The organism is Novosphingobium sp., assembly GCF_039595395.1.
Classification (GTDB): domain Bacteria; phylum Pseudomonadota; class Alphaproteobacteria; order Sphingomonadales; family Sphingomonadaceae; genus Novosphingobium.
The window spans coordinates 3199662-3213488 of record NZ_JBCNLP010000001.1 but is presented as its reverse complement, the minus strand read 5'-3'; the positions used below and the strand labels follow the sequence as shown (position 1 = coordinate 3213488).

The 13827-nt window shown below is 65.8% G+C and carries 6 protein-coding genes; 4 read left to right on the top strand and 2 right to left on the bottom strand.

The annotated features are described in order from the left end of the window. Window positions 1-64 precede the first annotated feature (64 nt). Both ABDW49_RS14775 and ABDW49_RS14770 read left to right on the top strand, forming a co-directional pair. Complete coding sequence (locus ABDW49_RS14775) at window positions 65-2899, top strand: TonB-dependent receptor (protein ID WP_343612778.1); 2835 nt, start codon at window positions 65-67, stop codon at window positions 2897-2899. Window positions 2900-2906: 7 nt separating this feature from the next. After that, window positions 2907-4955, top strand: a complete 2049-nt coding sequence (locus ABDW49_RS14770) for a glycogen debranching protein (RefSeq protein ID WP_343612777.1) — start codon at window positions 2907-2909, stop codon at window positions 4953-4955. Here the strand turns inward: ABDW49_RS14770 and ABDW49_RS14765 are convergent. Together ABDW49_RS14765 and ABDW49_RS14760 are read right to left on the bottom strand one after the other, a co-directional pair. Then, a complete protein-coding gene (locus ABDW49_RS14765; RefSeq protein ID WP_343612776.1) occupies window positions 4942-5589 on the bottom strand; it encodes a 4'-phosphopantetheinyl transferase superfamily protein in 648 nt (215 codons plus the stop codon). The genes ABDW49_RS14770 and ABDW49_RS14765 overlap by 14 nt on opposite strands. After that, the gene (locus tag ABDW49_RS14760; protein WP_343612775.1) at window positions 5586-9620 is read right to left on the bottom strand and encodes a Pls/PosA family non-ribosomal peptide synthetase; all 4035 of its coding nucleotides are present in this window, start codon (window positions 9618-9620) and stop codon (window positions 5586-5588) included. The genes ABDW49_RS14765 and ABDW49_RS14760 overlap by 4 nt, the downstream gene beginning before the upstream one ends. Window positions 9621-9954: 334 nt before the next feature. Between ABDW49_RS14760 and ABDW49_RS14755 the strand changes: the two genes are divergently transcribed. Both ABDW49_RS14755 and ABDW49_RS14750 read left to right on the top strand, forming a co-directional pair. Beyond that, on the top strand, window positions 9955-12474 hold the full coding sequence (locus ABDW49_RS14755) for a sulfite reductase flavoprotein subunit alpha (protein ID WP_343612774.1): 2520 nt from the start codon (window positions 9955-9957) through the stop codon (window positions 12472-12474). Between the two features lie 188 nt (window positions 12475-12662). Beyond that, window positions 12663-13799, top strand: coding sequence for an acyltransferase (locus ABDW49_RS14750; protein ID WP_343612773.1), 1137 nt, complete (start codon window positions 12663-12665; stop codon window positions 13797-13799). The last annotated feature ends 28 nt before the right edge of the window (window positions 13800-13827 follow it).

The following is a 13827-nucleotide window of genomic DNA, read 5'->3' as shown; positions in this document are numbered from 1 at the left end:
CATCGCGATTCAATAGTTAGACTAAAAAGCCCCAAAGGGGTTATGGTTCATGGAGGGTGTCTCAATGAAATCTTTCCGCAACGCTGTGCTGTGCTCGGCCTCCTTCGGGGTGCTGGCTCTGGTCACGCCGGCTCACGCGCAAACCGCTGACGCGGGCGCTGCCCCCGTCGCCGCGCCCCAGTCCGGCGCCCAGAGCGATGCCGCCGACATCGTGGTGACCGGCGTGCGCGCCTCGATCGAGGGGGCGCTCAAGGTCCGTCGCACCTCGGTGCAGATCGTCGATTCCGTGGTCGCCGAGGACGTGGGCAAGCTGCCCGACAACAATGTGATCGAGGCGCTGCAGCGCGTCACCGGCATCCAGGTCACCAACCGCACCGGCGGCGAGGCGTCCGCCATCTCGATCCGTGGCCTGACCGATGCGTTGACCACGCTGAACGGGCGCAACATCTTCACCTCGGACGGCCAGTCCTTCGCGCTGCAGGATCTCTCGTCGAACCTTATCCGCCAGGTCGATGTCTACAAGACCCGCGCCGCCGACCAGCTTGAAACCGGCCTAGCCGGCCAGATCGACGTGCAGACCCGCCGCCCCTTCGACTTCAAGGATTTCGCCTTCTCGGCGCAGGCGCGCGGCATCTACAACCAGCAGGCGGGCAGCTACAATCCCAACGTCTCGGCGCTGATCTCCAAGCGCTGGACCACCGATATCGGTGAGATCGGCGTGCTGGTGAACGGCAGCTATAGTCGTACCAAATACCGCGACATGGCGGTGACAGCGGGTGCCTTCGTGCCCTTCGCCACCCAGAACCCGCCTGCCGGTTCGGGCCTCACCCCGCTGCAGCGCATCTTCCCCGGCGACGGCAACCAGAACTGGCAGCCGGGCCAGGATGCGGGCCTGTCCACCACGCCGGGCGCAACCATTTCGAGCAATGGCGTCGCCACGCCCTATTACCTCTCGCGTGACGCGATTTTCTCGACCGACCTTTATGGCAAGCGTGAGCGTCCGGCGGTCAATGTCGCCTTCCAGTGGGCGCCCAACGACCGTTCGACCTACACGGCGGAGTTCTTCTACAACGGTTTCCGCGGCGAAACCTACAACGCCATGATGTTCAGTTTCGTGGACTATTGGGGCGCGCTCGACAGCGACGTCACCAAGGATTTCACGCTCTATCCCGGCACCAACATCATCAAGTCGCGCTATGCGGGGCAGGTCTATGGCTTCAACAGCGCGGACTACACCAAGAGCCAGACCGACAGCTTCCTCTATGGCCTGAACGCCAAGTGGGACGTGGGCAAGGCCGGCAAGATCGAGGCCGACGTCGCCTATCAGGACAGCAAGTACAAGACCGCCTTCATGGCGCTGCGCACCGATCGCACGGCGCAGGGCATCAATGTCGATTTCAACTCGGGCGGCGGCATCCCCTCCTACAGCTTCACCGACCAGAGCCAGCTCACCAATCCGGCGGCGTGGAATCTGGCGCAGCTCTATGACAATGGCGAGCGCAACAAGGGCGGCGCGGTCACCGCGACGCTCAAAGGCCACAATGAGTGGGACGAAGGCCTGCTGCGCCGCATCGAGCTGGGCTTCCGCTATGACGATCGCACCGCCAGCGATTACATCCGCCAGCAGAGCACGGATTCGCTGGGCCAGTCGCTGACCACGCTGGGCAGCGGCGCGCTGTTCACCACGCAGGGCTTCTTCGACAACCGCGCCAATGTGCCCACGAGCTGGACCCTGCCGAGCGGCTATTGGGTCTATCAGAACCAGGACCAGATCCGTTCGCTGTATCACTCGGCCTTCCCGGCCTTCAAGACCAGCGACCAGCTCAGCTACACCAATGTCTTCAATGTCGATGAGCGGACCTTCTCGCTCTATGGCATGGCCGATGGTGAGGTGAGCCTGTTCGGGCGTCCGCTCAAGGTTCAGGGCGGTGTGCGCTTCACCAGCGTGAACACCAAGCTGGACTTCACCGACCAGTATACCCTGGCCCATACCAACGCCAGCGTGAACACCCAGCGCTTCCTGCCCAGCGCCACGCTGCGCTATGATCTGACCGACAAGCTGAAGCTGCGCTTCAACTACGGCCAGACGCTGCGCCGTCCCAACTTCGGTGACCTCAACCCGGCCTATAACCTCACGGGCGATCTGACCAAGGTGGGCTATGGCAGCGGCTCGGCGGGCAATGCCAATCTCAAGCCGACCACCTCGACCAACTATGACCTTGCGCTGGAATGGTATTTCGCGCGCGGCAGCGCCTTCTACACCACGCTGTTCCGCCGCGACGTGCAGGGCCTGGTGGTGCCGCTGACCAACCGCGTGACGATCAACGGCACGGGGCTGAACACCACCAGCTTTGTGGTGACCCAGCCGCAGAATGCCTCGAACGGCAAGCTGCAGGGCGCGGAAGTGGGCTTCACCTTCTTCCCGCAGAAGCTGCCGGGTCTGCTCAAGGGTCTGGGCGTGCAGGGCAGCTTCACGGCGCTCGATTCCAGCCAGAACATCCCGCTCGACGATGGCGCGGGCCATGTGATCGGCCAGAGCACCAGCGCCTTCTTCGGTGTGTCGAAGTACAGCTTCAACGTGACCGGCGCCTATGAGCGTGGCCCGATTGGCGCGCGCCTGTCCTATGTCTGGCGCTCGGCCTTCCTGGCCAGCAATGAGGCGCGGCTGTTTGCCAACCCCATCGGCGTGTGGCGCACCCCCGAAAGCAGCCTCGATGCTCAGTTGACCTATAAGGTCACCAAGAATCTGGCCGCGACCTTCGATGCGGTGAACCTGCTCAATGCGGTGCAGCAGACCTATTACAAGTATGGGGACAAGGGGAATGCGCAGCAGTACAACCTTGGCACCACGCTGCTGTCGCGCACCTTTGCCTTGGGGGTCCGTTATTCGTTCCAGTAAATCCGTGATGAGGACATCGCGCTTTCCCTCCGGCCTCGTTCTCCTTCGAGGCCGGATCAGGGCGGCAGCACTGGCCGCTGCCGCCCTGATTCTGTTGCCGCAAGCTGCCGGGGCGGCGGGCACGCCTGCCGCGCCGCTCGATACGCAGGCGGTGCTGGCCAAACGCTATGGCGGGGATGCGGCCTGGTATGCGGGCAACATCCCGCTCTTCGCCAGTTCCGACCCGCAGCTTGATGACGTCTGGTACTATCGCTGGGCGATCTACCGCGCGCATCAGCGCGACACGGGCGCGCAGGGCTATCTCACCACCGAATTCTTCGACGATGTGGGCTGGCAGCGCGAGCCATGGGCCGGGCTGAACGACGCCAGCGGCTTCCATATCGCGGAAGGGCGCTGGCTGCGCCAACGCCGCTTTGCCGGCGACTACATCGACTATCTCTACGCCCATGGCGGCAATGACCGGCACTTCAGCGAGGCCATCGCGGACGCTGTCTGGGGCCGCTATCTGGTCGATGGGGATAGGGCGGCGGTGACGCGCTATCTGGCTGCCATGCAGCGCATCTATGGCGAGTGGGACGACCATTTCGACAAGACGCGCGGCCTCTACTGGATCGAGCCTTTGCTCGACGCCACGGAATATTCGGTCGCCTCGATCAATGCCTCGGGCGGGCAGGACGGGTTTCGCGGGGGCGATGCGTTCCGGCCCTCGATCAACGCCTATATGGTGGCCAATGCGCGGGCGATCAGCCGGATCGCGGCGCTGGCCGGGCAGCCGGAGCAGGCACGGATCTATGCCGACAAGGCCGATGCGCTGCGCGGCCGCATGCTGGCCGATCTGTGGAGCCCCGGCCTCACCCATTTCGTGGACCGTTACCGCGACAGCAATGCTTTCGTGAAGGCCTGGGACCAGATCGACGGGCGCGAGCTGGTCGGCTATCTGCCCTGGGCTTACGGCGTGGTGGGCAGCGACAAAGGCTATGACGCGGCATGGCAGCATTTGCTGAAGCCCGACGAACTGGGCGGCCCCAAGGGCCTGCGCACCGCCGAGCCTTCCTACCGCTATTACATGCGGCAATATCGCTATGACAAGGAGACCGGCCTGCGCGAATGCCAGTGGAACGGTCCTATCTGGCCCTTCCAGACCACGCAGGCGCTGATGGCGCTGGCCGCGATGATGCATGATCGCGGCGCGGATGCTCCGGTGGCGCGGGGCGAATACTGGCGCTTGCTGAGCCAATATGCCGAGATGCACAGGCAAGCCGATGGCCGCCTCGATCTGGAAGAGGATTACGAGCCCGACAGCGGCAAGCCCATTGTCGGGCTGGCGCGCAGCCATCACTATTTCCATTCCGGCTTCAACGATCTGGTGGTGACGGGGCTGGTCGGGCTGATCCCCTCGGCGGACGACCGGCTGGTGCTCGACCCGCTGATCGCGCAGGGCGAGGGGCCGGACTGGTTCGCGCTGCAGGATCTGCCCTATCACGGCCATCTGCTGACGGTGACTTATGATCGCAGCGGCAGCCATTTCCATGCGGGCAAGGGGCTGAAGGCGTATCTCGACGGGCGCCTTGCCGGGCAGGCATCATCGCTGGGGCGGCTGGAGCTGGCCGTGCCGCGCGTGGCCAATGCAGAGCAGGCGCATCCTGTCGATCTGGCGGTGCAATTGCTGCGCGATGGCTGGCCGCATGTCGCGGCCTCCAGCGGGGCGGAGCCTGAAAAGCTGCATCAGCTTGTCGACGGGCGGATCAGCTTTTTCCGCGAGCTGCCCAATGGCTGGGTGTCGGCGAAGGACAGCGCCAGCGAATGGGTCAGTCTGACTTTCGAAAAGCCTATCCGCCCCCGCGCGATGGAACTGGCCTTCGTGCCGGGCGAGGGCCATGCCGCGCCGCGCATGATCACCGTCTGGACGGGTGGGCGCAAGCTGGCCACTTTGCGCCCCGATGGCGGCACCATCCAGCACATCACCCTGCCGGGCGAGGCGGTCAGCGCGTTGAAGATCAGCTTCGACAAAGCGCCGGGCACCACGCTGAATGTGGGCGAAATCAAGGTCTTCTAGGCAGGGCGAGGGCACAGACCAACCCATCCTGACGACGTAACCGGATGATGGTCTCGCCCCCCGTCGAACGGGCTCGCAACACGCCCCCATCCAGCCACGTATGAATATCGCTGCCCTCCAGTCTTGAGGCGATGCCCAGCGCCTTGGCATGGGCTTCCTTGGCGGCCCAGCGGCTGACCAGAATGGCATCGCTGGCCCCGGCCAAGGCCTCGCGCTCGCCTTGCGTCAGGGCGTCAGGCGGCGGGGGAGGGGCATCTTCGGGCTCGATATCCACGCCCAGCGGCTGGCGCGCCACGCCGATCAGCGCATGGGGCCAGCGCCCGGCTATGCTGATGAACCAGCCTTGAGGCGCCTGCACGAGAGGCTCGCCAGCCTCCCCGCGCACGAAAGCAATCGCATCGGGATGGCATCCCGCTACACGGGCCAACAGCACACGGGTCAACTGCCGTCGAACCCCGCGCATCGCCGCCTGAGGCCGCCCCGCCAGATCGCGCAGATCCTCGGGCCGCAGCGCCGCGCCGCGCGCCCATGCCGCCGCCTCGGGGTCATCCAGCCGAACCCGCCAGACCAGCGGGCCATCCACAGCATGCGGCAGGCCTTCCAGCCCGCCGACATGCCACACCGCGTCCCTCATTCGGCGCGGGCCAGCCTTGCGGGCGAACCTTCCCAGCTTGTGCCGGCGGGCAGGGTCTCGCCCTTCATCACCACCGAGAGGTCGCCCAATTGCGCATCCTCGCCGATCTCGGAATCGTAAAGCACGATGGCGTAGGAGCCGATGGTGGCACGGTCGCCCACATCCACGCCGCTCACCTTCATCACGCGGTCCTCGAAGAGATGCGTCTGCAGCCCCGCGAAATCGTTGAGCGCCACATCGTCGCCGATCCGCACCAGATCGTGTTCGGTGACATCGGTGGTGTCCATATAGCAGCGCTTGCCGATCTTGCAGCCCAGCAGGCGCAGATAGGCGGGCAGCCATGGCGTGCCGCGCAGGGGCTCCAGCAGGTTGGAGACGGCGAGGTTTTCGTAAGTGGCGGTCACGAGTTCGGTGCGCCAGACGAAGGTGCTCCACAGCGGCTGGGTGGTGGGCTTGTAGCGGCCCATCACCAGCCATTTGAGCAGCACCACCGAAAGCCCGCAGGCCAGCGCGAAACCGATGTAGAGGAAGGGGAAGGCGATCAGGATCAGCCGTCCGCCATGCCGCAGATCGTCCAGCGTGCCGACCACCGAGAGCAACAGGTCGAAGAAGGCGAGGAACAGGGTGAGCGGCAGGGTGACGCGCACCGCCTCGATGGCAAGGCGTGTCGCCACCAGCCGGGGGCCGGGGTTGAAACGCGCGCCCTCGTCGAAGACGGCGACCTGCTGGCGCACCGGCAGCGAAATCGGCGGCGAGCCGAACCATGTGCCGTCGGGCTGGCTGGCTCCGCCATCGCGCGGCGGGGTGGAAAGCACGCCGATCAGCACGCCATCGCCGATCTGCGCCCCACTGGGCAGCAGCGCCGAATTGCCGATGAAGCTGCGGCGCCCGATGCGCGTATGCGCCAGCTCGATGGCGCCGGGCTGCACGCGCGCGGCGCCGAACAGCACAGCGTCGGCGATAAAGCTTTCGGGGCCGATGTCGACCAGATCGGGGACGATGGCTGCCGCCGTGGAGATCTCCGCGCGGCGCCCGACCTTCACGCCAAGCGCGCGATACCACGGCACCACATAGAGCGTGGCATAGATCGGATGCAGCAGCCGCAGCGCCAGATCGTTGATCTGCTGCACGAACCAGAAGCGCACATAGAACCAGCTGTGGATCGAATAGCGCCCGGCATGGACGCGGCCCAGAAACAGCCGCTTGGCCACCACCGTCAGCACGCACATCAGGATAACGTAAGTCACCGCCAGACCGGGGGCCAGCAGCAGATAGGTGTAGCTGTCCGAATTCCAGTCGATCTCGATCATGGCGATCAGGCCCGGCGCGATCGGCAGAATGGCGACGATCGGCAGGATCAGCGCCGCCAGCGACAGGGCAAAGGCCGTCAGCATGCGGGCCATGGCCCCGGCCTTGTCATCGGCCTGACGCTCCAGCCCCTGCGCGATCTTGCTCGCGGGCGATCCGCTCCAGCGCTCGCCCGCCGGGATGGTGGCGCCGATGGAGAGGGCTGAAAGGTCTTCCAACACCGCGCCTTCGCCGATCACGCTGTTGCGCCCGACCACCGCCATCGAACCGACGATGGCGCCGTCCTTCAGCGTGGCCGAACCGAGCCGCAGCAGCCCGCGCTCCACCGAGCTGGTGGCCAGCATCGCCTGATCGCTGATGACGGCATCATTGCCGATGCTCACCAGATCGGCGACGTCGATGATGCCGCGCCCGATAAAGGCCCGCTTGCCCACCTTGGCGCCCAGCAGGCGGTAATAGGCGCGGATCATCGGCGTGCCCGCCAGATAGGGCGTGGCGATCACCTCGGAGAAGCGGCGCACGAACCACCAGCGGAAATAGTAAGCGCCCCACAGCGGATAGTCGCCCGCCTTGAACCGCCCCACCACCAGCCATTTGATCAGCACCGAGGCCAGCATGGCCAAAGGCGGAATAGCGATAAAGCTCAGGCCGCTGAGCATCAGCGCCTGCAACCGGCTCATATCGCCCGACAGATGCGTGTAGGCGACATAGGGGAAGAACCATTGCAGCCCCGCCACCGTGTAGATCGGGATCAGCGCGATGGTCTGGGCGATCCAGCACAGCCAGCGCTTCCAGGCGGCGATGCGGTGATATGGTTCGGTTTCGTGATCGTCAGAGACCAGCGTGTCCTGCAGCCTTGCGGCCAAAGTGCGGATCGTGGGGGCGGCGTAAAGGTCCTGAATCGAGACCCCTGCCAGCCCCTTCGACTTGCGGATCGCCGAGACCAGACGCGCGGCTTTCAGCGAATGGCCGCCAAGGTCTTCAAACAGATCGTCGGTGACGGAGACTTTTTGCGGCGCAAAGGCCTCGGCCCAGATGGCGTGGAGCTGTTCCTCCAGCGGGGTGGCGGGGGCGACGGTGTCGCGATCCTCGGCCACCGCCATGGCGGGGCGCACCAGCGCCTTGCGGTCCACCTTGCCCGAGGCGGGCAACGTAGGAAGCGCGTCCAGCAGTTGGTAGGCGGCGGGGCGCATATAGTTGGGCAGGCGTTCCTTCACCCGCGCCTTGGCGGCCTCGATATCGATCACCGCCCCGCCGCGCGCCACCACGAAAGCGGCGAGAAATTCGGCGCCATCCTCATCCTTGAAGAGGTGGACGACGGCCTGCGCCACGGCGCGATCCTCGGCGATGACCGCCTCGATCTCGCCCAGTTCGATGCGGAAGCCACGGATCTTCACCTGCGTGTCGATGCGGCCGATGAACTCGATGTCGCCCACCGCATCCAGACGCACCAGATCGCCCGAGCGATAGATCAGCGCGGACTTGCCATCCGGACCATCAAACGGCGTCATCACGAATTTGTCGGCGGTGAGATCAGGCCGCCCGACATAGCCCGGCCCGACGCCCGGCCCGCCGATCACCAGCTCGCCCTCGGCGCCCGCAGGCACCGGCCACAGCTTCTCGTCCACGATCCACGCGGTGTAACCGGGCAGCGGCTTGCCGATGGTGACGCGGCGGCCCGGCTGCACCTCGGTCCATGTCGCGGTGACCGTGGTTTCGGTGGGGCCATAGGTGTTGAGCATGCGCAGGCCGGGGCGGGCCCAGCGATCGACCAGCTCGGGCGGGCAGGCCTCGCCGCCCAGATTGAGCAGGCGCAGCGCGGGCATCGGCGTCTCGACCAGCGAGAGCAGCGAGGGGACCACATGCCAGACAGTGAGGTTTTCTGCCGCCAGCACGCCCGCCATATCGGGGCCCGCCTTGGCCAGCGCCTCGTCGGCCACCAGCAGTTCGGCGCCGACGAAAAAGGCGCTCCACATCGTCTCGACCGACATGTCGAAGGCGAGACTAAAGCCGCCGAACACCCGATCGGTATGGTCCAGCGCCAGAATCGCGCATTCCGAACGCACCAGATGGCAGGCGTTGCGATGCGAGATCATCACCCCCTTGGGGCGCCCCGTCGTGCCCGAGGTGTAGATGATATAGGCAAGATCCTCGGGGCTGGCGCCGGTGTCGGCGCGGGTGATCTCCACCGCCTCATGCGCGGCCAGATCGCCCAGCATCGTGTCGAGTTCCAGCACCCGCACCGGCATGGCGGCGGAGCGTTCGCTCTCGGTGACGACCAGCACCGCGCCGCTGTCCTGCGCGATATAGTCGATGCGGTCCTGCGGATAGGTCCAGTCGACCGGCACATAGCAGGCGCCGACCCACAAGGTGCCCAGAATCGCCATATACTGGTCGAGCCCGCGCGGCAGGCAGATCACCACCCGGTCGCCGCGCTTGATGCCCATCTCGCGCAACTGGTCGGCGAAACGCAGGGCGCGGCGGCGCAGCTCGGCATAGGTCAGGTCGGGCTTGCGGCTGCTTTCGGGGTCATCGACCAGCATGCGCAGGGCGGGGCGCCAGGCGTGGCGTTCATGCGCGGCCTCGAAAATCTCGTGGAGCAGCTCGTCGCGGCTGTAGGGTTCGTCTTCGCGCAGGGCCGGGGTGGGCGCGATGGGGGCAAAGACGGTGGGCGCGCGCTCCTCGGGGGATGCGTCCGGGCGTCCCGTGTCGGTTTCAAGCATTGCGCACTCCCTTTTCGCGTCCATGCCCCATGGACCAAAATCCGTTATTGTCCCGGCAGTCTGAACTGCGCCTTATCCCGTAAGCGCAGGCAGGCCTGTGTGCCATAGCGGCTTGCACGCGCTTTGCTAAAATTTTCACGGACATAGTTTTAAAAATCATGAGGCCCCCCTTCGGGTTCCCTGCCAGAGGGCGCGCGCGCCCATGGCCCCTGGCCGCGCATAAACAGGGTGCTGACGCCCTGAGACTTATTGCGACAGATTTGCACTATCATTTTCAAGGCGTGGCAGATATGCGCGGATCAGCACATTTCCGTTGACCGAGACCGCCGCCGCCATGACCCGTTCCGTCCTCTTTCAAATCCACTGGTTTCTGGGCATCACCGCCGGTCTCGTGCTGGCGGTGATGGGCGTGACGGGCGCCACGATCAGCTTCGAAAACGAGATCATGGCCGCGCTGAGCCCCGGCGTGGTGACGGTGAGCAATCCGGGCAAGCCGGCACTCTCGCCCGATGCGCTGGTGGCATCCGCCTCGGCGCAGCATGACGGGCTGCGGGTGAACGCGCTGATCCTCTCGGCCGATCCGCGCCGCGCGGCAGAGGTCTTCTTCGATCCGCCCAAGGGCAAAAAGGGGCGCGGCGATTACGGCTATATCGATCCTTACTCCGGCAAGCTGCTGGGCCATGCCAGGGGCGAGGAGACCTTCCGTTTCCTGCGCAGCCTGCACCGCTGGATGGCGCTGCCGGGCGACGGCAATGGCATCGGGCGCACGATCACCGGCATTGCCGCGCTCTCGCTGATCTATTTCGCGCTGTCGGGGCTGTATCTGCGCTGGCCGCGCCGGGTGCTCGACTGGCGCTCATGGTTCGTGCTCGACCTGCGGATGAGCGGGCGCAACCTCTATCGCGCCCTGCATGCGGTGATCGGCGGCTGGGTGCTGGTGTTCTATCTGCTGAGCGCGCTGACCGGCCTGTGGTGGTCCTATGACTGGTATCGCCAGAGCGTGGTCTATGCCCTGACCGGCAAAGCCGCCGAGCAGGAGCGCGGCGAGAAGGACGGGAAGGAGCCCAAGGGACCGCCCCCGGTTCTGGCGCCCGCCTGGGCCAGCTTCCAGCAGGCCAGCGGCGGCCGCTTCGAGACTGTGCGGATCACCATCCCCAGGGGCGACAAGCCGATCGATTTCCGCGCTCTGGTCCCCGCCGCGCGGCATGACCGCATGACCGACAATTACCGCATCGACGCGCAGAGCGGCGAGGTGGTGAAGACCGACCTCTATGCCAAGCGCAAGCTTGGCGCGGTGATCACCACCAGCGTCTATGAGCTGCATCGCGGCGCGTTTTTCGGGCTGATCGGGCGGATCATCATGATGATCACCAGCCTGACCATGCCGCTGTTCTTCGTCACCGGCCTGCTGCTGTATTTTGCGCGGCGTCGCAAGAAGCGCGAGCTGCGCGCGGTGGATGCGCCGGTGCTGGCCGGCAGCGTCGGCTCGGGCGAGACGCTGGTGGTCTATGCCAGCCAGACCGGCGGGGCCGAGCGCCTTGCCCGCCAGACGGCGGCGGCTTTCGACGATGCGACACTGGTGGCCCTGCCGCAGCTCGATGAGGCGATGCTGGCGGCGGCGCGGCGCGCTTTGCTGGTGGTCAGCACCTATGGCGAGGGCGAGGCGCCCGACCATGCGCGCAGCTTTGCCCGCAGGGCGATGGCCGCTCCGGCTGCTCTGGGCGAGCTGGACTATGCCGTGCTGGCGCTGGGCGACCGCGAATATCCCGATTTCTGCGCCTTTGGCCATCAGGTCGATCACTGGCTGCATCAGGGCGGTGCGCGCCGTCTGTTCGATATGATCGAGGTCGACGGCGACGATCCCGACGCCCAGCGCCAGTGGCAGCAGCAGATCGCCTCGATCGGCGCGCATGGCGAACTGCCCGACTGGCAGCCCGCCGCCTATGACCGCTGGCGTCTGGCCGAGCGGCGCCTGCTCAATCCGGGCAGCGCGGGCGGCCCGGCCTTCCATATCGTGCTGGAGCCTGTGGGTGATACCGCGCGCGATGCCGCGCGCGACTGGGAGGCGGGCGATATCGCCGAGGTGCAGCCGCGCCACGATCCCGCTGCTGTCAGCGCATGGCTGGCGCGCGCCGGTCTGGATGGCGCGACGCTGGTGGAGGGCCGCGCGCTGGCCGATCATCTGGCGGGCAGCATTCTGCCCGAGGCTGCGGGTGGCGATCCGGAGAGCGTTGTGAAAGCGCTGCGCCCGCTGCCGCATCGGGAGTATTCCATCGCCTCGATTCCTTCTGACGGGGCGGTGCATCTGCTGGTGCGTCAGGCCAGCGACGGGCAGGGGCGTCTGGGTCTGGGCTCGGGCTGGCTGACGGCCTTTGCCCCGGTCGGCGGCGAGATCGCCATGCGGCTGCATGCCAATGTCAACTTCCGCGCGCCTGCCGATCCCGCGCCGATGGTGCTGATCGGCAATGGCACCGGTCTGGCGGGGCTGCGCGCGCATCTGCGCCACCGCGCCGCGCATGGCATCGCCGAAAGCTGGCTGATGCTGGGCGAGCGCAATGCGGATCGCGACGCCTTCCATGAGGAAGAGCTGCTGGCCGCTGTCGCGTCGGGCAGCCTGACCCGCTTCGACCGCACATGGTCGCGCGATGCGGGCGATGGCCGCTATGTGCAGGATCTGCTGGCCGACCATGCCGGGGAGCTGCGCGCATGGGTCGGGCGGGGCGCCGCGATCTACGTCTGCGGCAGCCTGAAGGGCATGGCCCCGGCCGTGGACGCCGCCCTGCGCGCGGCGCTGGGCGACGAGGCCGTCGAGGCGATGATGGAAGAGGGGCGTTACAAGCGCGATATTTACTGAGGGTGAGGCAGCGGCTGCCGCGTTCTTGCCGACAGGCCGCTTCTTCTGAAAGCGTTGGAAGAATCGCTGGCTGGCGGCAACAAGAATGAATAGCGTGGGGGCTCCCGCCTATGAAAGCTTCCGCGATGAACATTTGCGCGCCGGCCACTCAAGCCGCGAGGCCCGTGCTGCGGCCAAGGAAGCCGGGATTGGACCTTGTTCGCGCGATCGCGATCCTCTGGGTCATGCTGTACCACGCGAGCATCATGGGCCTGATGTCCACCCCGGCGCATGTTCTTGTCTCTTTTGGCTGGATGGGCGTGGACCTGTTTTTCGTCCTGAGCGGTTACTTGATCGCGAGCCAGCTTCTTCGACCCCTGGCGCTCGGTCAAAGCCCGGATTATCGAACATTCTTCTTCCGCCGTCTGCTCAGAACGCTCCCGGCCTATACCGTCCTGCTTGCACTTTATTTCCTCGCTCCGGGGCTGCGTGAGCGTGCGGTCATTCAGCCGTTCTGGCAATTTCTCACCTTCACTGAAAACCTGCTCATCGATGTCGGCCGTGGAACCGCATTCTCCCATGTCTGGTCTCTCTGCGTGGAAGAACAGTTCTACCTGATGTTCCCGGTCGCGGTGATGCTGCTCACACGTCGGCCGAGCGCGACAAAGACGATCATCGCCCTCGTCGCCATCCTTGTTTTCGGGATCGGGTTGCGTGGCTATCTGTGGCTGGCTCATGTCTCCCTCAAGCCATTCGACACCGCCGGCATGCCCACGCCCGCAAGCTATATGAAGCTGATCTACTACCCGACCTGGAGCCGCCTGGATGGCCTCCTCGCGGGGATCGGCATCGCTGCGGTCGAGATCTTCCGCCCTTCCTGGTGGCGGGCAATGACGCGCAGGCCCAATCTCCTGCTTGCCCTTGGGGTGCTGGGGATCGGCGCGGCAATGCTGTGGTTCGGCGGCCAGATCAGCACCTTCTATCCGACGATGTTGGCCTTTCCCCTCTTGTCTGTGAGCATTGCCGTCTTTGTCGTCGGGGCATCCGACAAGCGCTCACTTGCAGGGCGCTACAGCGTCCCGGGCGCGCAGGCACTGGCGACGGGCGCCTACAGCCTCTACCTTTCGCACAAGATCGCCTTCCATCTCGCCGCGCCTTCGGATGACGGCTCTCCGGACTGGCTGCATCTGGGGCTGGCTTTCGGGCTGGCTCTCGCCTTCGGCACGGCGCTTTACTGGTGCGTGGAGCGCCCCTTCCTCACACTGCGCGATCGACTGGATGGACCGGCACGAAGGCCGGTCGTCAGCGATCCGGGCATGAAGCCTGACTTGGCGGACGCAGCCTAGCTGCCGCTTGGGGCCTTCGCCCGCGCTG